This is a genomic window from Sulfolobales archaeon, from assembly GCA_038897115.1.
Lineage (GTDB): Archaea > Thermoproteota > Thermoprotei_A > Sulfolobales > AG1 > AG1.
This window is the reverse complement of sequence record JAWAXC010000014.1, coordinates 1-26532: the sequence shown is the minus strand read 5'-3', so window position 1 is coordinate 26532 and position 26532 is coordinate 1. Positions and strand designations below refer to the sequence as shown.

At 47.7% G+C, this 26532-nt stretch carries 19 protein-coding genes, 1 tRNA gene and 2 rRNA genes; 8 read left to right on the top strand and 14 right to left on the bottom strand.

From position 1 onward, the window contains the following. The first annotated feature begins 177 nt into the window (after positions 1-177). The gene (locus tag QXE01_03280; GenBank protein MEM4970257.1) at positions 178-1353 is read left to right on the top strand and encodes a nicotinate phosphoribosyltransferase; all 1176 of its coding nucleotides are present in this window, start codon (positions 178-180) and stop codon (positions 1351-1353) included. Here the strand turns inward: QXE01_03280 and QXE01_03275 are convergent. Genes QXE01_03275 through QXE01_03265 form a run of 3 tightly spaced genes read right to left on the bottom strand, consistent with a single transcriptional unit; the run spans position 1350 to position 3576 of the window. Beyond that, complete coding sequence (locus QXE01_03275; GenBank protein ID MEM4970256.1) at positions 1350-2144, bottom strand: mechanosensitive ion channel family protein; 795 nt, start codon at positions 2142-2144, stop codon at positions 1350-1352. The two genes, QXE01_03280 and QXE01_03275, sit on opposite strands and share 4 nt — an antisense overlap. Beyond that, positions 2141-2866, bottom strand: coding sequence for an NAD-binding protein (locus QXE01_03270; GenBank protein MEM4970255.1), 726 nt, complete (start codon positions 2864-2866; stop codon positions 2141-2143). Before QXE01_03270 ends, QXE01_03275 begins: the two co-directional genes overlap by 4 nt. After that, a complete protein-coding gene (locus tag QXE01_03265; protein MEM4970254.1) occupies positions 2863-3576 on the bottom strand; it encodes a hypothetical protein in 714 nt (237 codons plus the stop codon). The genes QXE01_03270 and QXE01_03265 overlap by 4 nt, the downstream gene beginning before the upstream one ends. Before the next feature lie 204 nt (positions 3577-3780). On the opposite strand from QXE01_03265, the gene QXE01_03260 reads away from it, so the two are divergent. Continuing rightward, positions 3781-3930, top strand: a complete 150-nt coding sequence (locus tag QXE01_03260; protein MEM4970253.1) for a hypothetical protein — start codon at positions 3781-3783, stop codon at positions 3928-3930. A gap of 111 nt (positions 3931-4041) precedes the next feature. Here the strand turns inward: QXE01_03260 and QXE01_03255 are convergent. Both QXE01_03255 and QXE01_03250 read right to left on the bottom strand, forming a co-directional pair. Then, positions 4042-8267, bottom strand: a 23S ribosomal RNA gene (locus tag QXE01_03255). A gap of 143 nt (positions 8268-8410) precedes the next feature. Then, a 16S ribosomal RNA gene (locus tag QXE01_03250) occupies positions 8411-10758 on the bottom strand. Together the 16S and 23S rRNA genes form the textbook arrangement of a ribosomal RNA operon. A 364-nt stretch (positions 10759-11122) precedes the next feature. Between QXE01_03250 and QXE01_03245 the strand changes: the two genes are divergently transcribed. Together QXE01_03245 and QXE01_03240 are read left to right on the top strand one after the other, a co-directional pair. After that, the gene (locus tag QXE01_03245) at positions 11123-12505 is read left to right on the top strand and encodes a DUF4147 domain-containing protein (protein ID MEM4970252.1); all 1383 of its coding nucleotides are present in this window, start codon (positions 11123-11125) and stop codon (positions 12503-12505) included. Positions 12506-12557: 52 nt separating this feature from the next. Next, positions 12558-13700 (top strand): aminotransferase class I/II-fold pyridoxal phosphate-dependent enzyme, encoded by a 1143-nt coding sequence (locus tag QXE01_03240; protein MEM4970251.1) that lies wholly within the window; start codon positions 12558-12560, stop codon positions 13698-13700. Here QXE01_03240 and QXE01_03235 read toward each other — a convergent pair. The 6 genes from QXE01_03235 to QXE01_03210 form a co-directional block, all read right to left on the bottom strand. Then, positions 13690-14058, bottom strand: coding sequence for a hypothetical protein (locus QXE01_03235; GenBank protein ID MEM4970250.1), 369 nt, complete (start codon positions 14056-14058; stop codon positions 13690-13692). The two genes, QXE01_03240 and QXE01_03235, sit on opposite strands and share 11 nt — an antisense overlap. A 42-nt stretch (positions 14059-14100) precedes the next feature. Further along, positions 14101-15351, bottom strand: coding sequence for a hydroxymethylglutaryl-CoA reductase (NADPH) (gene hmgA / locus QXE01_03230; protein MEM4970249.1), 1251 nt, complete (start codon positions 15349-15351; stop codon positions 14101-14103). Continuing rightward, a complete protein-coding gene (locus tag QXE01_03225; GenBank protein ID MEM4970248.1) occupies positions 15335-15763 on the bottom strand; it encodes a Zn-ribbon domain-containing OB-fold protein in 429 nt (142 codons plus the stop codon). The genes hmgA and QXE01_03225 overlap by 17 nt, the downstream gene beginning before the upstream one ends. After that, complete coding sequence (locus tag QXE01_03220; protein MEM4970247.1) at positions 15764-16909, bottom strand: hypothetical protein; 1146 nt, start codon at positions 16907-16909, stop codon at positions 15764-15766. It lies immediately after the preceding gene. Between the two features lie 11 nt (positions 16910-16920). Then, a complete protein-coding gene (locus QXE01_03215) occupies positions 16921-17976 on the bottom strand; it encodes a hydroxymethylglutaryl-CoA synthase (GenBank protein ID MEM4970246.1) in 1056 nt (351 codons plus the stop codon). Between the two features lie 83 nt (positions 17977-18059). Next, the gene (locus tag QXE01_03210; GenBank protein ID MEM4970245.1) at positions 18060-18878 is read right to left on the bottom strand and encodes a class I SAM-dependent methyltransferase; all 819 of its coding nucleotides are present in this window, start codon (positions 18876-18878) and stop codon (positions 18060-18062) included. A 637-nt stretch (positions 18879-19515) separates the two neighbouring features. Here QXE01_03210 and QXE01_03205 point away from each other — a divergent pair. Beyond that, a complete protein-coding gene (locus QXE01_03205; GenBank protein MEM4970244.1) occupies positions 19516-20382 on the top strand; it encodes an NAD(+)/NADH kinase in 867 nt (288 codons plus the stop codon). 46 nt (positions 20383-20428) lie between these two features. Here the strand turns inward: QXE01_03205 and QXE01_03200 are convergent, their stop codons facing one another. The 3 genes from QXE01_03200 to QXE01_03190 form a co-directional block, all read right to left on the bottom strand. After that, positions 20429-21787 carry a RuvB-like helicase gene (locus tag QXE01_03200; GenBank protein MEM4970243.1) on the bottom strand — a complete coding sequence of 453 codons (1359 nt, stop codon included), beginning with the start codon at positions 21785-21787 and terminating at the stop codon, positions 20429-20431. 84 nt (positions 21788-21871) lie between these two features. Next, positions 21872-22897: a PUA domain-containing protein gene (locus QXE01_03195; GenBank protein MEM4970242.1), complete on the bottom strand. Its 1026-nt coding sequence runs from the start codon at positions 22895-22897 to the stop codon at positions 21872-21874. A 296-nt stretch (positions 22898-23193) separates the two neighbouring features. Continuing rightward, positions 23194-23305, bottom strand: a tRNA-Ser gene (locus QXE01_03190). 121 nt (positions 23306-23426) lie between these two features. Here QXE01_03190 and QXE01_03185 point away from each other — a divergent pair. The 3 genes from QXE01_03185 to QXE01_03175 all read left to right on the top strand — a co-directional run. Then, entirely contained in the window at positions 23427-24347 is a 921-nt protein-coding gene (locus QXE01_03185) for a 2-oxoacid:ferredoxin oxidoreductase subunit beta (GenBank protein ID MEM4970241.1), read from the top strand. 240 nt (positions 24348-24587) lie between these two features. Continuing rightward, complete coding sequence (locus QXE01_03180; protein ID MEM4970240.1) at positions 24588-25646, top strand: L-threonylcarbamoyladenylate synthase; 1059 nt, start codon at positions 24588-24590, stop codon at positions 25644-25646. A gap of 308 nt (positions 25647-25954) precedes the next feature. Further along, positions 25955-26532, top strand: a 578-nt coding sequence (locus tag QXE01_03175) for a hypothetical protein (protein ID MEM4970239.1), incomplete at its 3' end; no start/stop codon positions are given.

Genomic DNA, 26532 nt, shown 5'->3' with positions numbered 1-26532 from the left:
TAGATTAGGGCTATATGTATGTGAAATCACTTTAAGTGAAGCACTATATATAGTTTTGAGTAATTAGGATGGTTGTGTTTTGTTCTAACTACTGTGGAGGGCTAAGATGCGGTGTTATGTGTTTGATGATCCGTTGTTTTAAGATATTAGGAGTTGTAGGGATAGAGCATTATAGGGATATATATGTCTGTGGCTAGCTGGGAGAGGATTAAGTCTGGCTGGGTGACAGATATATATTTCCTTAGGAGCCTGAAGATCCTTAGAGAGAAGGGGCTTGATAAAACCATGGTTAGGATAGAGGCTCATGTATATAGCCTTCCACATGGGTGGAGCTGGGGTGTCTTTGCAGGGTTGGAGGATGCTTTGAAGCTCTTCGAGGGGAGGGATGTGAATATATATTCTGTCCCCGAGGGAACGATTTTTAAGCCTGTGGAGCCTGTTATGGTTGTTGAGGGGCCTATAGGCGAGATCCTAGATCTGGAGACCGCTGTGCTTGGCATTATAAGGCATGCCTCCTCTGTTGCCACCAAGTCTGCGAGAATCAAGAAGCTCGCTGGGGATAAGATGGTGGTTTTCTTTGGGCTTAGAGCTGCTCACCCCGCTATAGGGCCTATGCTAGATAGATCAGCCTTTATAGGTGGTTGCGACGCTGTCTCAGGAGCCTATAGCGAGGAGTTGCTTGGGGTCAAGCCTGTGGGTACCATGCCCCATGCCCTAATAGTAGTCTTTGGGGATCAGGTGAAGGCTTGGAGGGCTTTTGATGAGGTGGTTGAGCCAGGTGTCCCCAGGATCATGCTTGTAGATACATTCTATGATGAGAGGGTTGAGAGTCTCATGGCAGCGCAGCTTCTGGGTGAAAGGCTATATGGTGTTAGGCTAGATACCCCCAGCTCTAGGAGGGGTAATATGCAGATGATTGTTAAGGAGGTTAGATGGGTTCTAGATCTCCATGGATATAAGAATGTAAAGATCTTTGTAAGTGGTGGGATAGATGAGAAGGAGGTGGCTGCGTTAAGAGATCTAGTGGACGGTTTCGGCGTGGGAACCTCTATAGCCTTTCCACCAAGCGTTGATTTTAGCATGGATATTGTGGAGGTTATGAGAGATGGTAAATGGATCCCTATATCTAAGAGGGGTAAGCTGCCTGGGTTTAAGCAGCTCTATAGATGCCCCAATAGTCTAGAGGATCACGTGCTACCATGGGGCTCAGAGCCTCCCCTCTGCGGCGATGGTTCTAGGGCTAGGCCTATGCTCGAGCTCTACATGTCTAGGGGCAAGATTATCAAGGATCTGCCTACACCTAGGGAGATTAGAAGCTATGTTCTGGATCAGCTGAGATTTGTGGAGATCTAGGTATATACCCTCGCCCCTGGCCATATCTTCTCAATCTCATCCCTTATCTGCGATACTATATAACCTATCTTTCTAACGTTTAGCAGAACCACCGATACCTCGTATTCCGTGAAGCCCTCTCTAACGCCTTTTCTAGTTATCACCGGGTCTTCCACTAGCTCTGGTCTTATAGAGCTTATGATCCCCTTGATTGCTTCGTATACCCTATCTGTATCCTGCTCCGCTGGGATCATGATCTTGATCCTATATGTTGTTCCGTAGGGGCTTGTCCTATTTATTATAGGGGCTGATGCTAGATATGTGTTCGGTACATAGATCTTCTCTCTTGTGGGTGTTTCTATCACAACCCCCCTTGAATCCATATGGATTACTGTTCCCTCTCTACCCATTACCTCTACCTGATCCCCTATTTTTAGTGATGTGAAACTCCTAACATATATCTCTGCCCCCCAGTTTCTCAGTAGATCGCTGAAGGCTATTATTACACCTATTCCTAGCACTAGGATTAATGCCGAGAATACCCCTGGCTCTGGCGCTATTATTGCTAGAGCTATTAGGGCTCCGACTGCATATACAATGTATCTTATTACTGCTATGAAGCTATATATAAATCTAGGCTGTGCCGGGGTTGGTATTAGCTTTGGTATATAGCCTATTATATATCTAGCTATTATATATGTTGCTAGAGCTACTACCCCAGCCTCTGCGATTCTTATGAGCAGCGTCATTGGTGATATAGCCTGTTGATCTACCTGTTGTAGGGCGAGGGTTTCTTCTGATATTGGTGTCATGGGTATATACTCCTCCTGCTCTCCATTTCAGCTCTTATTCTCTGTATTCTTGATATTAGGCTTCTTATCTTTTCAACCGCTATTTCACCCATCCCCCTTGGTGCTACTAGGATTATCACGTCTCCCTCTCTTAGCTCGTATGTTGGATCCCTGATCAGAGATCCTGTTTTTGTTAGCCCAACCACATATGCTTCGAAGCCTTTTAGCTCTTCTCTTATTTGGGAGAGGGTTATCCCTAGTACTGATGTTTTTACTGCTCTATATAGATATATATCTATTCCGAAGAACTCTGGGGTTGTTGTTTTTACCCATTTATCTGTGGATAGTATTGCTTTTATATGTGATTGTAGGGGTGATGATGGGCTTATAACATAGTCTGCCCCTCTGGATATCGCCTCTTCTATGTTTGCCGGGTTGTTTATAATTGTTATGACAAGCGGTATTCTATAGTTCTTCTTCGCTACCTCGGATATCTTTATATTCATGGCGTCTGAGTCGCTTGATGCTATGAATATATCTGCTTTCTCCATCTCCGCCTTCTCCTGTGTCCTAGGGTCCATTGGGTCTCCATCGACCGGCTTCCCCCCTACTATGTTTGCCAGTGCCTCGGCTGTTTCTCTGGATCTGTCGAGTATAACTATTATACCAGTTGGATCTGATTCTCTTATTGCTGTAAGTATTAGTGGTGTGTAGTGCGAGGATCCCAGTACTATGTGTCTCATTTCTCGACACCTGTTATTCCCATTATTTCTCTGTATATCTTCTCGGCTTCTTCACCAGCTATCCTCCCATCCCTCAGCCCTCTCTTTATGATGGCCTCTGCTATCTCTTCAACGGATTCTCTGTATATTGGGGGTGGCTTTTTATATCTATCCTTGAGATCTACTGGGGTCTCGGCTATTCTGAAACCCTTTACATGGGTGTCTATGAGGATCGCTATATCTACTCCCCAGCCTCTCTCCCACTCTACAGCTGATAGGGCTTTTCTCTTAGCAGCTATATATGGGCTTAGGGGATGCTCTATACCCTGTAGCCCTGGATATAGCTTTGCAAGTGTTTTTCTCACCATCTCCTCGATCTGGAGGAATCTTCTTGAGAAGCCTGCTTTAACAACATCTGCATATCCATCTAGGATTGGCCTGTATAGCTCTCTTATCTTTTGGGGCTCAGCCTTATCGGTGTTCGAATCTATGTAGACTATAACCTCTCCCTCGGAGAAGTAGTAGCCATCCCTCATAGCTATCCCCCTGCCTGGATATCTGAGTATGCTCTGATATATGGCTTTAACCCTCCTTCCAGGGATCTTTATGGATATGTGGGTTCCAAGCACAACTATTATCTCAACATCATCGCCAACCCTCGATATAGATTTAATAAGCCCCCCCAACCTACTAGGATCGCCGCTATGGGGTATCACAATCGATACTACCAACTAAACACCCATAATATTTCATATGGGGAGCTGATAAACATCTAGATCCTCAGACTGCATGGGACGATCACCGATCACGATATCCGCTCCTCAGCATCGGGGGCCCCTAAAAGCTACAGTGGCTCCTCACACATCAGACCGCCCGTCGGCTACATCGGGGCCCAATATAATATACCTTCAAAGAACTAATATATAGGGATCTAATTGCCTGGATGGAGGCTCAGATGTAGATCATGTGGAAGGGAATGGATCTTCGAGGCAAGCTATAGGATCTCTGAATTCGAATCCCTATACCACTACTGCAGATACTGCAAGAAAAACACATTCCACGAAATACTCGAGAAAATAGAATAGGAAATAAAACAATATATAATCACAAATAACCCTCTATGAGCGCTGGCAGCCCACAATAACACCCAGACCGGCTCCCGCCCACACGGAAACCCGCGTGAGCGCCCCTGGGCAAGGCCCACGGCCTCGGGCGATTGGGAGCGGCAGGCTCGCCCCTCGGAAAACCCTCGGGGCATACACCCCCGCCCCATCAACCCCGTCTTCTACGGGAGCCCTCGTCCGCCCTCACGGGCGGAGCGGCCGCCTCTTTTCGGGGAGGGCTTCCCGCTTAGATGCTTTCAGCGGTTATCCCCTACGGCGTGGCTGCCCGGCATATGCCCTGCCGGACAACCGGTAGACTAGAGGCCGCGGCGACCCGTTCCTTTCGTACTTGGGTCACCTTCCCCTCAGGCGGCCCGCACCCCCCGTGGGTAGAGTCCGACCTTTTGAGGAGGGTGTGTCGGGCCGTTTATTGCTATTATAAGCATGATAAACATTTATTTTTACACTGGTTTCGAAATCCGATTATTTTAAAGAATAGATATAGGTCTCTGAGCCTGTTTATGAGTATTCTTCTTCGGGGCTTCCATCTATCCTCCACTATCACTATTCTATATTTAATCCCTATTCTATCTAGTGTTGCTGATGCTAGATTTATATACTCTTCGTTTGTATTTGTTATCGATACCTGGTAATATGCTCTGTTCTTTTTTCTAACCCATATATACACGCTTCCTTCAGCATCCACAAATCCTTTAAGCCATTCAATATCATTATCAGGTTTTCTAAGCTTTTCGCTGAGCCTTTTAACTAGTTCTTCATCGTATATCGATAGACACCAAGCTCCTCTATCCCAATATATGGTACAGCTCTCTGCTTTTAGTTTGCTCTTGCACAACCCACACACGTCCTCTAGGAATCTTCTACAGCGATCATATATCCTGACTCTATGTCTATTCCATGTGATGTTACCATCTCCTGCAACCAATCCTGCGAGATAATCTAGATAAGACAAACATCCTACACCGAGATATACACATGTTCTAATCCTAATAAGCGGCCCGACACAACCCTCTGTCTCACGACGGTCTAAACCCAGCTCACGTTCCCCTTTAATGGGCGGGCAGCCCCACCCTTGGGGGCTTGTGCACCCCCAGGATGGGAAGAGCCGACATCGATGTAGCAAACCGCGGGGTCGATATGAACTCTCGCCCGCGACGACCCTGTTATCCTTGGGGTAACTTTTCTGTCATGCCCGGCCCCCTCCGAGGGGGGCACGAGCGTTCGCTAGGCCGCGGTTTCCCGGCCAGGCCCCTTGTGTTCAAGGGCCTGGTCAGGCCAGCTTTTGCCCTTGCACTCTACGGCGGAGTTCTGACCCGCCTGAGCTGACCTTTGGGCGCCCGTGTTATCTTTTCGCGGGCGTGCCGCCCCAGCCGAACCGCCCACCTGACGCTGTCCCCCGGTTCCCCGGGGTTAGGCCCCCAGGCCCTGGTGGGCGGTGTTTCATTGGCGGCTCGGCGCCCCCCGAGAGGAGCGCCACATAGCCTCCCGCCTACGCTACGCACCAAGGCCCAGAGGCCAACGCCAGGCTGCGGTAAAGCTCCACAAGGTCTTCTCTCCCTACGGGGGGATGCCAGCCTGTGCACTGGCTCCGTGGGCTTCACGGGGTCCCGGGCTGGGACAGTGGGGCCCTCGTTGATCCATTCATGCGCGCCGGAACTCTCGAGGGCGGGCTGGCAAATAATACTTAAGAATTCTGCCAGCCCGCCATACCCGGCAAGGCATTTGGCTACCTCTCCCCCGGGGACCCATATCGCCTAACTATGAGTGAGGGTCCCCCGTTAAGAGGGTCAGAGTTGGGCCCCCGCCACCTGCCCTAGAAAGAAGAAGAGATGCCAGGAAAAAGGATAGAAACGTGAGAGGAGCATAGATGCAGGTTAGCGGGGTTTACCCCCGGCCTTCAGCGGCGCTTCGCCGGGTTGGACCCCGGTTTCACGAACCGCCAGTGGCCAGGATTCACCCCCCGTGCAAACCCTTTCGGGCTTGCGGGGAGCTATGTTTTTATTAAACAGTCAGGACCCCCTGGTCACTGCGACCTGCGGCCCCAGGCTAGGCCCAGGGCCGCAGGCACCCCTTCTCGGGGAGCGCGGCGGATTTTGAAGAAAGATCAGTTAGGAGGAAAAGGGAGAAAATCTTGATCGAGTAATCTTTACAAAGAGTCATGATAACTTCCCTGCTTCTCCCTTCACATAAAACCCATTAGACGATCAATGCGCTCCCTCTCCATATAATCTTCATAATCTATGGGAAAATAAAAACCTTCCGCCGCGCCCTCTCCCGAAGTTACGGGGCCAATTTGCCGAGTTCCCTTACGGGGGAGGGAGGGCAGTATACATCTCTGCCCTTCCCTCCTAGCCCGGGTTAGCCCCCACCCGCCTTGGGCTCCTCACCCAGGGGCACCTGTGTCGGTTCTCGGTACGGTCGCGGGGGATCGTTCCCCAGCCCCTTTTCATGGGCCCCAGGGCTCAGCCGAAGCCCCCATACGGGGGCCCATTCCCGCCTTCGGCCGTTTCTCGCCGTTACGGCACTCCACGGCCTTCAGCGGTTAGCCGGGGCGGCTGCCCCGGTCGGCCTACCCCGAGGCGTCGGGGCTGGGGCCTGCGTTGCCGCACCTACCCCCGCGGCAGGGGAATATTAACCCCTTTCCCTTTCGGCCGCACCGAGTTACGGGCGGCCTTAGGACCGGCTAACCCTCGGCTGATGATCGTTGCCGAGGAACCCTGGCCCTTCCGGCGGAGGGGATTCTCACCCCTCTTTGCTGTTACTACCGCCGGGATCCGCAACCGTGGCGGGTCCACCGGATCTCACGACCCGGCTTCTGCCCCACCACGGCGCCCGCCTACCGGATCTCCCTCCCACAGGGAGGGAGCCCCGGGGTCTCGGCGGCCGGCTTAAGCCCCGACCAATCTTCGGGGCCCCGGGCCTCGGCGGGTGAGCTGTTACGCACTCCATCTCCGACGGGCTCCCACTTAAGTGACTTTAGGTGGGATACCCGCCTTTAGAGGATGGCTGCTGTTAGGCCCACCTCCCCGCTGTCTAAGGCCCGGGACGCCCTTCGATTGGCACTTAGCCGGCACTTGGGGGCCTTAACCCCGGTCTGGGTTTTTCCCCTCTCGGCTCCCAGGCTTACCCCGGGAAGCCCCACTCCCGCCATCTACGGCGGCCACGGGTTCGGAGTTGGACTGGAGCGGCTGGAGGTTTCCCTCCATACCGCTCCAATCCGTCGCTCTACCCCGTGACCAGCCTCCGGCGGGGCTGCGCTGGGACGCACTTCGGCGGGAACCAGCTATCACCGGGCTAGATTGGTCTTTTGCCCCTAGACGGGGGTCATGGGAGTGAATTGCACGTCAACACCCCTTCGGGCCTCCACCGGGGTTTCCCCCGGCTTCACCCTGCCCCCGCCTAGATCGCCCGGTTTCTGGTCTCACGGCTGTGACTCCAGGCCCTTGCAGACCCCGCCCCTCGCGGGGATTAACCCCGCTGCGGGCATGTCGGTTTCCCTACGGCTTCGGGGCTGACCCCCTTAGCCTCGCCACAGCCGTGAACTCCCCGGCCCGTGTTTCAAGACGGAAGGCACGACCCCGGTCCCCCCTCCTCGTACTCCCCGGTCGCCCGGGTTTCCTTCGGAGGGGCTCACCCCTTTCGGGCCGTGCCATGAGTAGCCGCGCGGTTTCAGGCTCTTTTCACCCCCTCTCCCAGGGTGCTTTTCAACTTTCCCTCACGGTACTTAGTTCGCTATCGGTCTCGGGACGTATTTAGCCTTGGAGGTCGGAGCCCCCCAACTTCCCACGGCAAAACCAAGCCGTGGTACTCTGGTCTGCGGCGCGGGCCCACCAGGTTTCGCCTACGGGGTTTGACCTGGGGGACGCGGCGATAATTCCTACCGCGTCGCCCCAGTCTATCACCCTCTACGGCGGGGCTTTCCAGCCCACTTCGGCTACCTGGTGTCGGCCCGCTGGGGGTCAAGCCCCCAGCCGCAGACCCAGTAACCCCACATCCCCACCGGCTCGTCGCCGGCGGGTTTGGTTTGGGCTGTCCCCCTTTCGGTCGCCCCTACTCAGGGGATCTCGATTGATTTCTCTTCCTCCCCCTACTAAGATGTTTCCGTTCGGGGGGTTCCCGTCCAGGGCCTGGGGTTACCAGGCCCCAGACGCCACGGGTTTACCCGTGGCGGGAATTCCCATTCGGGGATCCCGGGTTCGACGGCTGCCTGCGCCTCCCCCGGGCATTTCGCCGCTTGCCGCGCCCTTCTTCGGCGCCCGAGCCGAGTCATCCACCGCGCGGCGTCCTGCCATGGCCCCCAGGGAGGAGCCGGCCTGGTATGTGTTGTGGGCTGCCAGCGCTCATAGAGGCTTGGGAACAAGCCTCTCACGAATCAGCCCAGGAGGGCCTCATAAAAGAGGCACCCCCAACCCTTTACACGCCCCACACCAGGATCCCCGAAGGGAGGTGATCCAGCCGCACCTTCCGGTACGGCTACCTTGTTACGACTTCTCCCCCCTCGCAGAGGCTGGGTTCGACCCACCCTCACCGGGATAACCCGGCGAGAGCAGGCCTCACCCAGCCCCCGCTCGGGTGAAGCGACGGGCGGTGTGTGCAAGGAGCAGGGACGTATTCACCGCGCGATGTTGACGCGCGGTTACTAGGGATTCCGCGTTCACGAGGGCGAGTTTCAGCCCTCGATCCCAACCACGGCGGGGTTTAAGGGATTACCTCCCCCTTTCGGGGTCGGAACCCGCTGTCCCCGCCATTGTAGCCCGCGTGCAGCCCGGGGGTTTCGGGGCTTCAGCGGGATCGTCCCACATGAGACGGATCCCTATGCTGACCTGCCGTGGCCCCCTCCTTCCTCCGCCTTAAACGGCGGCAGTCCCCCCAGTGTGCCCACCCCCCGGAGGGGGTGGTAGCAACTGGGGGCGGGGGTCTCGCTCGTTGCCGGACTCTCGGCTGGAAGAGGAGGCGGCTTAAAAGCACCGCCTCCTCTCTCCATTAACCGGACACCTCACGGCACGAGCTGGCGACGGCCATGCACCTCCTCTCAGCGCGTCAGGCAAGGTCGTCAGCCTGGCCATCATCCTGCTGTCGCCCCCGGTGAGATTCCCGGCGTTGACTCCAATTAAGCCGCAGGCTCCACCCCTTGTGGTGCTCCCCCGCCAATTCCTTTAAGTATGCTGGGCGGGGGCCGTGCCGCTTACTTTCTTGGTAAAAAGCTAGATAAGGAATAATGCTGAACAAAGACCTTAGGAGGAAAAAGATAGCAATCTACGCTGCTTGGTCGGATATCTAAACCCGATGTTTTTGATATATATTAATACATCAGCTTTCCTATAAATTTGCACCCTATAACATCGCATAGAATATCTTATATATGGCTTCTCTACACCTATATTTTTGAGGGTTCTTATAACAAGCCTTACTATTTCCTCATCTCTATTTACAAAATTTATTCTAATGATCTTTCGTGGTTTCCAATACTCTACATGGCCCTCAGCATCATATAGACCTTGAATAAATGCAACCCTATCGAACTCCACACGAGGTATCGGTGTCCCAGCCCCTCTTATAAAGTCTGCAAATGCCTTGCTATTTACCCAAAGCCTATACCTATTTTCTCTCTTGTCCCTAGTTATTACAGCTTTATAGCCTAGCTCCTGAATAACTCTAGCGACAACCTCTAAATTTTCCCTATACATATCACTAATCTCAACAAAATACTTGCCAACATGCCCATCACCAGCTATCACACCGAACAACCACCACATGTCCCTCGAATCAACAACCATGGAAACCACCCAAAGCTATAAACATGAATCTCCGGCACGGCCCACCGCCTTTCAGCCTTCCGCCCCAGTAGGGCTCCAAGCCCTAACCAGGTTTGCGGCCGTACTCCCCAGGCGGCGGGCTTAACGGCTTCCCTGCGGCACTGGGCGGACTCTAAGTCCGCCCAACACCTAGCCCGCATCGTTTACAGCCGGGACTCTCCGGGGCAGCATCGCAATTACCCGCGATGCTGCCTACCCGGGTATCTAATCCGGTTCGCTCCCCCGGCTTTCGGCCCTCACCGTCAGGCGCGTTCCAGCCGGGCGCCTTCGCCACTGGTGGTCCTCCCGGGATTATCGGATTTCGCCCCTACCCCGGGACTACCCCCGGCCTCTCCCGCCCTCTAGCCCGGCAGTATCCCCGCCCGCCCTCGGGTTGAGCCCGAGGATTTCAGCGGGGACTTACCGGGCCGGCTACGGCCGCTTTAGGCCCAATAATCGTCCCGACCATCCGCGCCGGGTGGGTTGCCCGGTCTCGCGGGGCTGGTATTACCGCGGCGGCTGACACCAGACTTGCCCCCCGCTTATTCCCCCGCCTTCTTACAGCGGGGAAAAGCCCCTCTTCGGGGCACTCGGGGTGACCCCGTCACGGTTTCCCGCATTGCGGAGGTTTCGCGCCTGGTGCGCCCCATAGGGCCTGGGCCCTTGTCTCAGGGCCCATCTGGGGGCTCCCGCTCTCACGGCCCCTACCCGTTATCGGCTTGGCGGGCCGTTACCCCGCCAACTACCATGATGGGCCGCAGCCCCATCCTCGGGCGCCCACACCAACATCTTGGTGTGGGCCTTTGGGCGGGGAACCGTTCCAGGCCTCCCCGCCTATCGGGGATTAGTCCCAGTTTCCCGGGACTATCCCCGTCCCGAGGGTAGGTTAGCCACGTGTTACGCAGCCGTCCGCCACGCCCCTTTCTGGGGCGTACGACTCCCATGGCTTAGTCCCACCCCGATAGCGGTCGGGTCCGCCAGGATCAAGCGGAGTCGCGGCCGCAAGGCGTGGCCGCGGGGGATCCTGGCATGGGGTGTTGTGCGGGTTGGGGGTGCCTCTGTCGGATCCGAGCCTCTCGGGGTTAGCTCCCCGGGGCTTCGGACCCCCATTTATAAGCATTAATATGTCCCCGCGATTGGAGGCCGGTGTCTCATCCAGGGATGTTACATCCCCGTCAACCCGAGCCGCCGCCGGGTATCGCGGGGAGGGGAGAGCCCATTATATCTAGTGGTTTCTGGGGCTTATAACTGTTTCCCCGAGGATCCTGAGGTTTTGAGGGGGGTAGCCAGTATTTTCAAATATTTATCCCTAAATATTTGTTTTAAAACCTATCCTAACCCTGGAGGAGCAGACTTATATGTATATAAAAAACCTTGAGGAGCTTTCGAGGAGCAAGATCCATAGGGATGTGATCGAGGTTTTAGAGGAGGGGTTAAAAGCCATAGACCCCGAGATCTCTCTACCCAAGATAGTTAGGGTTGAGGGAAACTCGATATATATATCTAACAATAGGATCGAGGCAGGAGGTAGGATCTATGTAGCGGGTTTTGGAAAAGCATCCGCCAAAATGCTGAAAGCCCTAACAAAGGCCATAGGGGATAGAATATATGGAGGAGCCATAATCATACCCAAAGGATATAGCATAGCAGAGGAGATACCACGAGGAATCGAGATCCTAGTGGGAGAACACCCAATACCAGGGAGAGAGACTATTAAATCCTCAGAGAGACTTCTAGAGATACTAGAATCAGCGGGGAGAGGAGACATAGTAATACTACTCATATCAGGGGGAGGATCATCACTATTCGAAATACCCATAGAAGAGATAGAGATAGAGGAGGTGGCAGAGCTAACCAAAGCACTACTGAGATCTGGAGCAACAATCGAGGAAATAAATATTGTGAGAAAACATATATCCAAAGTCAAAGGAGGAAGGCTCGGAAAACTCCTCAGATCTAGAGGAGCAGAGATAATAACACTTATAATGAGCGATGTAATAGGAGACCCCATAGACATAATAGCCTCAGGCCCAACAGCCCCAGATAGATCGACATACTGTGATGCACAGAAAATCCTGAGAAAAAGACTAGCAAGCCATAAAATCCCAGAAAACATATGGAAAACAATCGAGAAAGGATGTAGAGGAGAGCTTGAGGAAACACCAAAACCCGGTGATAAAGATCTAGAAGAGATAGTAAATATAGTTATAGCATCTAGCATAGACAGCTTAAAAGAAATGAAGAGAAAATCGATTGAAAAAGGCTATAACACAGCAATATTGAGCAACGCCATAGAGGGAGAGGCGAGGGAGGTGGGTAAGGTATTCGCAGGAATAGCGAGAACAATAGCAACCCTAGGAGAACCTCTAAAACCACCGGCAATGATACTAGCATCAGGAGAGACAACAGTAGAGGTTAGAGGATCTGGGATAGGGGGGAGAAACCAGGAGCTAGCCCTCTCAGCATCAACAAAACTCATCGAATGCCCAGGATGCATAATAGCCTCACTAGGAAGCGATGGGATAGATGGTATAAGCCCAGCAGCCGGTGGGATAGGGGATTGGCTGGTATGCAGAGACGCAGAATCCATTGGAATAGATATAGAGAAGCATCTCGAGGAAAACGACAGCTACACAGCACTTAGCAAGCTGGGGAGAAGCATCTACACAGGCTATACAGGGGTGAACATAGGAGATCTAATGGTAATAGCGGTTGGGAGAAATAACCAGTACCAATCATAATCATATTTATATTCGCTGAAAGCATAGATATAGAAAAGCCGGGGGTGGGGGTTTGACGAGGGAGAGGGGCATGGGCACAAAGCTAATCCACTCAGGAGAGGACATATTGGTTCCAGAGAAGCCCCTAGAAGTACCGATATACCTCTCAGCCGGTTTTGTAACACCATCATTAGCAAGGATCTACCTATACTCGAGAGAGTCAAACCCGACAGTAACAGCATTGGAGGAGAAGATCGCAGAGATAGAGGGATACCCATCAGCTGTGGCATTCTCCTCAGGCATGTCAGCCATATCAACTATTTTCCTCACCCTTTTAAAACCAGGATCTAAAATGGTTATCCAAAGAGACATATTTGCAAGAACAATAGTACTTGCAAGAGAACTATCAGAGAAAATAGGCTTTAAACTCATAGAGGCATCACCAGAAGAGGTTATAAGCGAGGTTGAGAGATGGAAACCAGATCTAGTTTTTATAGAATCTGTTTCAAACCCACTATTAAAAGTAATAGATATATATGAGCTAGGAAAACTCTGCAGAGAAATAGGGTCTATACTAGTCGTTGACAACACAATACCAACACCAATAAATCTAAGACCATCAGAAGCAGGAGCACATATAGTTGTTCACAGTGCATCAAAATACCTGGGAGGACATAACGATATTATAGGAGGAATAGCTGCTGGAGAACCAGAGCTAATGGAGGAAATAAGGGATAAAAGATCGGATCTAGGAACTATAATGGATCCATTCACAGCATTTCTAGTAATAAGAGGCCTCAAAACACTACATATAAGAATGCAGCACCACAACAAAAACGCCGAAGAACTAGCAAAAGCGCTAGAAGGAAACAAAAAGATCTCTAGAATCTATTATCCAGGGCTTGAGAGCCATCCAAGCTATAGCATAGCAAAGAAAATCCTTAAAGGCTTCGGCGGAATCGTTAGCATAGAGATCAAAGCGGATATGGAGGCAACACTCAAGTTCATGAGAGAGCTGAAGATAGCAAAGCCAGCGGGAACCTTCGGAGGACCAGAAACCCTGGTAAGCCATCCAGCCACGATGAGCCATAGGCACTACTCGAAGGAGGAGAGGGAGATGCTTGGTATAAGCGATAGTCTAGTGAGAATCTCTGTTGGTCTAGAAAATATAGAGGATATAATAGAGGATATAGAGGAAGCCCTCTCTAAGATCTAAGATATCCTTTAATCCTTATAATACCCATTGTATCAGCAGCCTCGATACACCACTTAGCAACAAGCTCTGAGATCATTGAGACCGCGGATTCCTCACCAATATCAGCACCCAGATATCTCCTATACGTCTCCCTAGCAACCTCAGGATCTATCCTAGTCTTTATCGATGAAGCGAGAATAGAGATAATTGCCTGGACATCCCTGCTAGAACTATTTGTAACAAGATCCCTTAGAAACCCAAGGTCTTGAGACGATATCACCACAGAACTTGGATCCTTCCCCTTCTCCCTAGCAATCTCCTGGTAAATCCTAATCGGGGTATAGTCGCTAACAAGCTTACCAGAAGCTAGAAAGGGCATCCAACCCTCATACGAGGAGGTCTGGTTACCTAGAGACAATGCTCACCGCCTCTTCCTACCAAGCTTTTCATGTGCCCTCGCAAGCTGATCCGAGGCTAGGGCAGCGATCAGGTTTATCTCACCAGCTAGAGCTGCTGAAGCCACGATCTCTGCGAATTTAATAGAATTAATCCCAGGAGGATCTCCAGGACCATATACCCCTAACAATGCGAGAGCCTCCCTCTGAGTGGGAAGCCATGTGCCTCCACCAACAGTGCCAACCTCTAGGCTAGGAAGTGTGACAGACACATATAGATCGCCGTCAGATGTTTCCTCCATCCAGGTATATGCTATACTACTCTCAACAACCTGTGCAACATCCTGACCAGTCGCAATAAATATAGCTGCAATCACGTTTGCCACATGGGCATTCAACCCTATACCCCCAGCCATAGCTGTTCCAAGCAGGTTTTTCCTATTATTCACATCAACCATATCATCAACTGAGGTTTTCAAAACACCGCTAACCACATCCTTCTTAATAACCGCTTCAGCAATAACACTTTTACCCCTACCAAGTATTGAGTTTATATAGGCCGGCTTCTTATCAACACACATATTACCGCTCAGAGCAACCAGCTCAGCATCCCCGAACTTCTCCTCTATATATTTGACAGCCTTATCAACAGCTATGGTAACCATATTCATACCCATTGCATCACCTGTTGTGAATTTAAACCTAAGCCACACATTATTACCAGCTATATATGGCTCTATAGATACAAGCCTTCCATATCTAGTAGTACTCTCCGCAACCTTTCTTATATCCTCTATATTATCTTGAACCCATTTGACAAGCTCAATAGCTTTCTTAACACTCGAGACTTTAAATAGCGGGGCCCTCGTCATACCATCTCTATATACAGTTGCAAAAGCCCCACCACTTAATGTAATAGCCTTAGCCCCCCTAGAGATGCTTGCAACCAAAGCACCCTCTGTAGTTGCTAGGGGTATGTAGAATTCACCCTGCACATGCTCACCAACTATCTTTAGAGGCCCTGTAACACCTAGGGGGACTTGAACAGCGCCTATAGGATTCTCGATATTTCTTCCAACAACCTCCTCAAAATCTATTATTGTCGAACCTATAGATGAGAGAGAAACACCCCTTATCTCCTCGAGATATAATCTTCTTATAACGACGCCTAGGTTCTTGTTCCCAGCTATGTTATCTATCTCGCTGAATCTGACCTCTCCTCTACGTAGCTTATCTAAGATCTCCTGGATCTTATCTCTCTCAGGAACCCCTTCCAAGATGAACACCTATAACCGGCCTAAACTTCAACCCATATGTGATCAATCCTGAGGAACCATCGATCCTCAGCCTTCTAAGCACAGCCTCAACCCTTATACCTCTCCTCAGATCCTTTGGATCTATATCGACTATCTGTCCATACATGTTAAAACCCTCATCAAGCCTGACCAAACCTATTATCAATGGCGCATTATCTTGAAACCTAGATGATACCTGATATAAGATTGTATATTCAATAAGGGTGCCAAGACCCCTAGACACCATGATATCGATATCCTTTGAAGAGCACTTAATACATGATATCCTTGGTGGGTAGAAAGCATAGCCACAGGATCTGCACTTAGCATATTTAATTCTATAGAGGACATCCCTTAGCCTCCAAATCCTAGGGGGAGAATCTCTAATAGCCATCTACCTCACCCTCCTAAGAATAGCTATATAGCTCTGCGCACCAGCACCATTCATATTCTGTGCAGCAGCATAACCATTACCTATATCAACACCAACAGGATCCCATATACCTGCTAAGATCTGGAAGAGTTCGCATACCTGGTAAACACCTGTAGCCCCCCACGGATGCCCCCTAGCCTTTAAACCACCACTTAGATTAACATACACCCTATCTATGGATGAAGCCTCAGGCGAGAATCTTTTCGGAGCCTCGCCCCTCTCAGCAAAACCCATAGATTCAAGGATTATATATGAGTACGGCGTATAGCTATCATGGATTTCTAGATATCTGATCAAATCTCTATCTATCCCCGCCATTCTTAGGGCCTCTCCAAAGCTCTCATTTACTGAAGAAAAGAAGAGCGGATCCTCTCTCGAAGCTGCGTCATGAGCATCGTTAGAAGATCCTATCCCAGAAATCTCTACAGCAACATCTCCAGGCCTACTACTCATATATATCGCTGAAGCTCCATCTCCGAAGGGATATGCATCTAGAAGCCTAAGAGGTTCTGATATAACTGGCGAGTCCTTATATGACTCTGCTTTTATTGTGAATTTTAGCTGTGCATGTGGATTCTTAATAGCATTTCTATGCATAGTAACAGGCCATCTAAAAAGCTCCTCATAGCTATATCCATATCTAGCCATATAGAGCTTCGCAATTATAGAAGCCTCAGACGCAGGGGATATACCGTATAACCCCATATATTCTGAATCACCTATCATAGAATAGATCCTCGCTATATGACTTGTAGCTAGCTCCGCTACCTTCTCAACACCTATAACAAGTACTCTATCAACAAGGCCAGAGGCTATTAGCGAATAAGAAGTCATTATAGCTGCGAGACCGCTTGCCTCACCCATCTCGACTCTAAACACCTTCAGCCTTCTCAAACCAAGATAATCCGCCAGAACACCGGCAAGCCCTAGCTGTTCTCCCATGGACTCAGGCGACATAGATGATATAACAAGCGCCTCCGGCTCTACCACGCCGAATCGCCTTTCCATCCTCTTAACACTTTCCAGTGCAAGTGCTTTATAACCCTTATCAAAATGCCTATCGATCTCTATAGCACCAGCCGCACCTATATATACACGTCTGTTCATTTGATATAACCTCACAGCCTAATTATCTTCTTTCTATGCTTAACATATTCCCCATATTGCACATATAGCTTTCTATTAATCAGATCATCTAGCTTAGGAGCTAGATCCCTTCTCTCCTCAATACGATCCTGAACCACTATCGAGAATGCATCAGCACCAGCACCGCTTCCAAATGGCGCGAGTAAGATTCTAGAGCCGGGCTTAGCTATATCTAAGATCCTGGCAAGCCCTAAGAGAGCAGATCCGTTATATGTATTACCTATATAGGGGGTTACCATGCCAGGTAATATTTTCTCCTTTGGAAAGCCCAGCTTCTGCCCAACCTGCAGTGGAAACTTGCCATTTGGTTGGTGAAACACGGCATAGTCAAAGTCAGATATGCTCAACCCTGTCTTCTCAAGAAGCCCCTTGACAGCATTGATTATATGGCTAAAATACGCTGGCTCGCCGGTGAAGCTCTCCCCATGCTCTGGATATGGAGAGCCTTCTCTCCTCCAAAAGTCAGGAGTATCTGTAACATAGCTATAGCTGGCTTCGATAATCGCTACAGCCTCTTTGAGAGAGCCTATTACAAAGGCCGCTCCACCACTGCTTGCACTAAACTCAAGCAGATCCCCTGGAGAAGCTTGAGCGGTATCTGCCCCAATTACTAACGTAGCCTTAACCATATTACTTGCAACAAGCCCCACACTTATCCTCATAGCTTCCGAGGCAGCTCTACATGCAAACTCCAAATCCGAGGACATCTTACTAGGGGGTATGCCGAGCGCCTCAGCTATTATAGTCGCGCTAGGTTTCACAGCATATGGCTTAGACTCTGTGCCAACGAAGACCGCCCCTATATCCCTAGGATCGATACCAGCTCTAGCTATAGCATATCTCGACGCCTCCCAGCCAATAGTGATTGTATCCTCATCTATAGCCCCAACCGCTTTCTCCTCAACCCAGAGGGACTTTACTACAGCCTCATCATAGCCCCAGATCCTGGCGATCTCAGAAGTCTTTAATCTATACATAGGTATATAAGCACCCCAACCCAGGATCCCCGCCCTCGGCTCTGTTGACAATAGCAGCACCTCTTAAACTTTCTATGAGGGGTATATAAGTTCGCCAACTGTTGAAACCAACATCGACAGCTGCCTAAATAACCTCAGATCTTCTTCAAGATAACAGCTGTTGAGACAGATAATATATATGAAAATGGGAGTATAGATCCTAGTGATTCGAGCTTATGAAGCGCATTAAATATCCTAGTTACCAGCCTACCCCCTTTCTCAGAAATCCTTGATGGTATAAAAGCTGTGAATGTATGTATAGGCTTTATAGTGATTACCTTAAAACCGCTCATCTTAGAAGCTCTAATAACCTCCCAGAGCGAATACACCTTTATATAATATCCACCTAGATCCCAATAAAACTTATAGCCCTTACTAAAACCACTTATAAGGGATGAGAGATATCCCCTAGAAGAGTTATTATATATAAGTGTTTCATAGAGATTATCAAGGCTACTGGCATTATCAAAGTCAAAAACAAAGTAACCTCCTCTTTTAAGGATCCTATTAACGCTCTTGAAAAACATCTCTAGCTCCTCGATATGATTAATAACAGAGCCTAGAGAGATAGCTAGTTCAAAAGCATCTCTTCTAAAAGGAGCTAATCTAGCATCAGATACAAGCCCATCAAGTTCTCTAGATTTAAGCACATAAACAGATCTAGGGGATATGTCTAATCCTATAGCTACATAGCCTTTACTCCTCAAATAGCTACTCCAAAAACCAGTTCCACATCCTAGATCCACGACTAAAGATCCTCTAGGAACATACCTTAAAACCCAATCAACAATCTTTTTAAGCGATAGATAGTGCTCCTTATAGAAGGGAGAAATCTCGGTAAAAAACTGATCGTAGAGCTGTGCGACAGAATCATAGAACTCTATAAGCCTCGCTATTGAAGATCTAGTGCTCATATTCTTCATAGCTTCTTTCTTAGCTAGAATGCTTTTGGATGATGACGTTTACCTACACCCCTATACTATCTACCAAATGATAATGTAGATACTCCGTTTTTAAATAATAGCCATTATACACAATAATAAAAATACACCAGACTTCCTAGCTATAATGACTATCTTGTTTTTAGCATAACAAAACATTATAACGGGTAGGCTCCTACTACTTTGTATCTCATATTAGTTACTACTTTTAATGTTGAAGCCAAAACTCAGATTAAACTATAATTTTCGTATAAAGCCATCAGCCGTCTAGGACCAATAGGAGCATCTATTCTGACCTCCTCCCCCTTTCAATTCTATAGTAGATCACCCTGATCTCTCGCATAGTTTAGCCCTAGGCCGGACCTCCAGCCTATTACCCCTATCCCCTCTCGGGGACTTGGGGATACGATTGTTAGCCCACATCTATAATCATCCGGAGGCCTAGTTGCCATGCTTAACCGCATCATCATCTAGCTATAGTACCAGCATCAAAGCTTGTAAGCATTTCGCCATCCTCCTTCTTTAGGGCGAGGCTTTCAGTTGTAATAAGATCCTTTATTGCTAAAGATATTCTTCCAAATAAATATATTGATTTGGAGAGGTAAGATCTGTGAGAATAGGGATCTATTTTAAGCGATTTTCTAGATTAGCGGCAGAAGTAGCATTAAAGGTTGCTGAAGAATGCTTTAAAAGAAATCTAAACGTGTATATCGAGAGAGCTCTCATAGAGGATGGAGATCCTGAGAATAGAGATATAATAGATCTAATGAAGAGATATAGCATAGGAGCCTTCAGACTAGAAGCCCCAGAAGTAGATGTAATAGCAGTAATCGGCGGGGATGGAACATTGCTTAGAGTTCTACATATGCTTGGAGATCCAAGGATACCTATAATGGCTATTAGAATGGGTAGGAGGGGGTATCTGTTAGATGTAACCCCTATAGAGATCTCAGAACGCATTGAAGATCTAACAAAAGGTAGATACAGGGTTATTGAGTATATGAGGCTTGCTGTGAGAGAAGGCGAGGCTAGATATCCCCCAGCCCTAAACGAGGTGGCAGTAGTATCTACTGGTATGGGCAGATCTAAAGTTATTAGGCTAAAGATCTACAAAGACGATAAACCACTATATTTCATGGAAGGCGATGGCGTTATAGTAGCAACCCCAATAGGCTCTACAGCATATTCGATGGCTGCAGGCGGCCCCATATTAGATCATAATTTAAAAGGATTTGTAATAACACCTCTAGCCCCTGTACAGACATGGTTAAGACCTATTGTTGTTGATGCCAATTCTAAAATCAGAATAGGGGTTGCAGAAGATTCACCGGAAGCCTACGCAATAATAGATGGCCAGTTCTCTATAAAGCTTCAGCCAGGAAGATCGTTGGTTGTGGAGAAACACCCAGATCCTGCTAGAGTAATTAGATTCCATGATATAGATAACGCATACGAACGACTCTTCATGAGACACTAGCCCTTTTAAACTCAAATAAGGTGGGTTTTCCTTTAATACCTAATCCCTATTTGAGGAAGATCTCTTCGTACTTCTTCACATGAGCCACGCTTTGCTTCACATCCATGAATAGCCTGACAGCTTCTCTCACATCTTCTTTCGTAACCTCTTTCCTCCCTTTTCTCTCCGCAATTATTCTTGAAGGCTCTAAGAGCTGTACAGCATGTCTCAGGCTTGTCTCAGTACCTATCTTTACTAGCTCCTCCAAAGCATCCTCCTTTAACTCTATTTCTTCCTCCAACATCCTTATTCTAAGTATCTGTCTTATCTCATCCGCTGTATATGGTCTTGTTGGTATTATTAAAAGCCTATCTAGGAGATCTAGCGGTATCCCATGTGGAGACTCAACATCTGTACCCCTTATCTTCGTAATCCCCCTATTCGTAGCCATGATTATTATTGGGGCGAATTCGCTCTCCATAGCCCTTGATAGAAAGCTAAAGGACTCTATATCTAACATATGTACATCATCTATAAACAATACCCCTGGGATAAGCTCCGCCTTTCCCTCCTCTATCATCTTCTTAACGCTCTCATCAACCTGCCTCCTCAGCTCAGGATCTATCTCCCGCTCACTCACAAAGCCAAATAATGAGAAGAACGATGCTTTTCTAAGAGCAAGGCTAATATCTAGATCGTAGAGGGTGAATGTCCTAACAATCTCCTTTTCCTTCTTAACAGGTCCCTTCGGTATTTCAACCTTCTTAACAACATCTACATCATATGCCCTCACACCCTCAACCTCTGCCCTCCCAACTAGATGTACGGCTCCTGTTTGGGCATCTATATATATCACATCCCCCTTTCTAATCCCCATCTCCCTGAGTTGTGATGCTATCTCCTGCCCAACATTTAATGTCATCTGATCATCTTTCGTTGCCAGCGTTATAGTTGCCTCTCGAGGAACCATCATATATGGAGCATAGGGTGACTTGGGAACCCTATATTTAATCTCCTTCACATAGCCCTCATATACAAGTCTAAACTCCCTTATCCTAACCCCTATCGCCTTTCTAAGTGCTTGCATAAGCACCTCGGTCTTCTTGATCTCCGATGAATAGATCTCCGAGGCGTCCATAGCAACAAAAGGTGTATCCTCACCCAGCTCCCTAGCTATTGCAATAGCTATAGCAGTCTTCCCAGTTCCTGGAGGCCCTACAAATAGAACTCCTCTACCGGCCATCTTACCCTCTCTAATCATCTGCACTATAATACCTGCAGCCTCCCTAGCCTCTAACTGCCCCACTAACCCGTCTCCAACAGGTTTTGGCTTCCCATCTTTATCCAGGCCCAAACCCCTTATATGGCTATGTATCCCTTTCCTCTTGAAAGCGGTTACCCTGACCTCCCTGATCATCTCTGTCATATCCTTATCCCCAATATTCTTTATGAATCTATAGACCTAAATACCTTAGAAAGCAGATAACATCTTCTATAATATCCTTATTCGCTAAACACCCTTCTTCCTTAGAGAAGCTATGAAGAAGCCTGGATATCCAGATCTAGGATCGAATCTTATTGCTCCGTAATCAGTTATAAACGCTCTTCTCTTAACCCAATATGGGGGTTCAACCACCTCAAAGCCCTTATTTTCTATGAGTTCGCCTATTAACCTTTCATTCTCATCATAAGCTATGGAACATGTAGAATATACAAGAATACCTCTTTCCCTAAGGATCTTCTGAGCCTCCCCTAAAAACTGTAGCTGATATCTAACGAGGCTATCTAGATCTCTATATGAGATCCTATGCCACAGCTTTGGCTTAACCCCTGTAGCTGTACATGGTGGATCTATGATTACTTTATCAGCCATTACACCGAGATCCTTACTCAAATATCGAGAGTCAAGCCTATAAACCTTGATCTTATCTTCGTATCCAAGTCTCTTAAAATTTTCCACCATCTCCTCGATCCTCCTAGCCGAATGATCTATAGCATATACCATAGCCTTTCCTCTAGATAGCTCAAATATATGTCCAGCCTTACCCCCAGGAGCAGCACACATATCAATGACCACATCACCACTCTCTGGAAACAACATTCTAGAAGCAACCATCGATGGAAGCGACTGAGGATATATAAGCCCCTGACGCCAGGCATTGAGTTCCCTAATAGGAGCAGCCTTATATAAACTCTTCTCAACCTCAACAAAAATCCCACTTCTCGCTCTTATCGCATCCTCACAACTAATCCTAGCCTTGCCTATAGCTACTAATACCCCGTTTTCAGATACTATAGATACCTCATCACCTTCTCTTATACCACTACATGATATAACACCTGGAGAATATAGGTTGGAGCCCATCATAACCGATTCAGAAGCCCTCTTATCAGCTATAACGACTTTCCCTCTAGGCTCTAGCCTATAAGGGCCTTCAACTGGAATATATATTGCCTCTTCTAAATCCTCATCCTCATACGCTTTATACCCATCCCTCTCTATTGATTCAATAACATCCTCTCTAGATGTTTTCAACAGATTAACCCTAAGATATAGTCTATTTGGAGGCTTTGTTAGGGAACGTAGAATGTCCAGTATATCTCCTCCTAATGCCCTCTCAATAGATTTTAAGACATACTCGTCATAATGAAAAATAGATCTTAGATCTATCTTCAGGATAGGATCTATACTTTCCAGTCCTTATAGCCCCAATTATCTAATAAGTTAAAAGGGTTATAGGAATATGTTTGCAAGTCTTCTCTATACCCTATAGAGCAGGCTTCTGATTATAAAATTATAAAGAAGATAAAGATTCTAGTTAGAGATTTAGACGCCGGGGGCGGGATTCGAACCCGCGCGGGGTGGGAGCCCCAGTGGGTCTCCTGCCTACATCTATGCCGGAGGTCTCGAGCCCACCCCCTTAGGCCGCTCGGGCACCCCGGCGCTTGCCACCAATTTCTATTATATTATTTGCTGCCTTTATATCCACATCATAACACCCTCTATTTTCACTAGCTTTTTAGCTCTGTAACGATGTTTATATGGTATAAAGTGGGTGTATATTATGGCCCAGGTTCAGCAGCTCTTCAAATCAAATGTAAATCCAGATTGGTGCCCTGGATGTGGTGACTATGGGATACTCAACGCCGCTATAATGGCTCTTGGAGAGTTAAAGCTAGATCCCTCCAAAGTAGTTATAGTCGGTGGTATAGGGTGCTCTGGTAAGATACCCCATTATATCAATGCGAACGGTGTTCATACGCTCCATGGCAGGGCGGTAGCCTTCGCCCTTGGAATAAAGCTTGCAAATCCAGAGCTCGAGGTACTAGTATTTGGCGGTGATGGCGACCAGCTGGGCATAGGCGTAGGCCACTTTGTATCCATTGGAAGAAGAAACCCAGATATGGTTATAGTAATCCATAACAACCAGGTCTATGGATTAACCAAAGGACAGGCATCCCCAACACTTCCAAGAGGGATTAAAACAAAGGCATTGCCAAGGGCCAACATACAGGATCCAGTTAACCCCATTAGGCTTGCACTTGCATCTGGATTCACATTTGTAGCGAGAGGATATGCATATGACGTTCCCCATCTAAAAGAGATACTTAAGAAAGCTATACAGCATAAGGGCCTTGCCCTAGTGGATGTGGCACAGCCATGCCCGACATATAATGATGTATATACTAAAGAGGTACATGCACAGAGAATAGTCAAGCTAGAATCCCTCCCTGGCTGGGATCCTGTTGTAAGAAGCCCTGGGGAGGCTGAGGAGAAGGCTAAGAGGGCATGGGAGTTAGCAGCATGGGGAGAAAAGATCTATATAGGTGTGTTCTATCAGAACCCCCTTGTCCCGACATATGAGGAGAGACTATCCGAGAGAATACCCCTGTATATGAAGTTCCCACCAGCGAAGCTACCAATAGAGATAGATGGAAGGCCTCTCATGAGTGCAGAGAGAATCCTTGCCCCACGCATGGTATAGGCATCTAAAATTAGTATATGCTATAAAAAGTTCTATATTATAGCTGATTTTTATAGCTGAAATCCTCACTCTTTAGGGCAAGGAGGTTGGAATCAGAGTTTTCAGAGAGGCCTATACGATCTACGCTGAGAAACCATGGGATATCTTAGGAAGACATCGCTGATCACAAATGTGAAAAAACTATGTCTAGTGATAGCCACATATTCTAGTTATTTGATATTTTTATTTAGGAGAAATATTATGCCTAAAGTAGCTAAGGTCGATCCTCTAAACCCTGATAGAGAGATCCTTAGAGATGCCGCAAAAGTGCTGAGAAGGGGTGGTGTAGTTGCTTTCCCCACAGAGACTGTTTATGGGCTTGGAGCTGATGCTATGAATCCAAATGCTGTTAAAAAGGTTTTTGAAATAAAAGGGAGACCTCCTGATAATCCATTAATAGTTCACATAAGTTCTTTTAACATGTTATTTGATGTTACCAACGATCTTAGTGAAGATATCATTAAGATCCTCAGGATCTTATGGCCCGGCCCTTTTACAGCTATATTAAAAAAGAAAGAATCAGTACCAGATATAACCACGGCTGGCTTACCATTTATCGCAGTCAGAATGCCTGCACATCCCGTAGCTCTCGCTTTGATCGAGGAATTTGGAAAACCTATTGCGGCTCCGAGCGCTAATAAATCTGGAAAACCAAGCCCAACCATAGCTGAGCATGTCATAGAAGATCTAGGAGATTCTGTAGATTTGATCATAGATGGAGGTGAGACCTTCTTCGGTGTAGAATCAACGATACTTGATCTCACAAAAGACCCTCCCACACTTCTAAGACCAGGCCCTATAGATCCCGAAGCCCTGGAAAGGATCATTGGGAAAAAGATTTTAATACCTAGTTTTGCAAGAGGGCTAGGAGAGGCTGAAAAGGCTCTAGCTCCTGGGATGAGGTATAGGCACTATGCTCCAGATAAAAAACTAATACTGATCGAGAATGGGGAGAACATAGATATATGTATAAGGAATATAATTGAGGATTTCCTAAGCAAAATGCTAAAACCATGTATAGTAGGTTATGAGGAGTATAGATATATAGCATCTATATATAAGCTTGAGTTCATCTCTCTAGGCTCAACACGAAACCCATATGAGATAGCGAGAAACCTATATAAAGGACTTAGAAGTGTTGATAAAACATCAGCAGATCTTTGCATAGCAATTGGTATTGATGAAAAAGGTATTGGGCTTGCTATAATGAATAGGCTTAGGAAGGCTTCAGGATATAATATAGTTAGATGTAAAAATTAGAAACATAGGAAAATAAAGATCTTATGGGGTATCTCTAACCCTGGCAGACGAGAATCCTTTTTAAGTCTTTCACCTACCCTATATTTCCATCCTATTCTATGCTGCATCTATACTTTAACGATATAAACGAGCCCCCAGCTCTGAAATTATATATTCAGCTATAAGGCTTGAAGAAATTTTAACACTGCATATGTCTTTTCTTCATTACCAGCTATTAATAGAGGATTCGCTATCTTGCCTCATCGCCGCATGTGCTTGACATTCTAATATATTTTCTAAGAGGCTATAATGTTTAGAAGTGAGCGGTAATGATGATTACCTCATCTTTCCAGGGGATTCTTAAAAGCATCGTGCTATTAGCTGTTCTATGCATAGCTATTATGGTATCCCCTATAGCGTATCTTGAGAGTATATGGAGCGCTCTAAAGGATCCCAAGCTAGATCCTCTAGTGTCTAGTAAATTAAAGGAGCTAGGTAGTATAGATGCTATAATCATTCTTAATGAGAATAGCGTGGCTTCAAAGATTCTAATATCCAGCGTGATTGGGAGCAATAACATTATTAAGATCTACGATAATATACCTTATATCTATGCTAAAATAGATCTTAGCATCCTTCCCACTTTAGTATCACTTAACACAATATATAAAATAGCACCCAACATAGTCTTTAAAAAGCTCTCCTTAGACAAATTCGTGATCTTTGATTATAGGAAGCTGCAGATTTCTATGGAGATCCCCTCCTTAGTCAACTGGGGTCTTTTCAGAACAGGCGCCATAGCTGTCTGGAGGGAATTCAACATAACAGGTGATGGTGTTGTAATTGCTATACTAGATACAGGGGTTAATGTGAACCACCCTCTTATAGGGAGGAAGATGTTTACAGT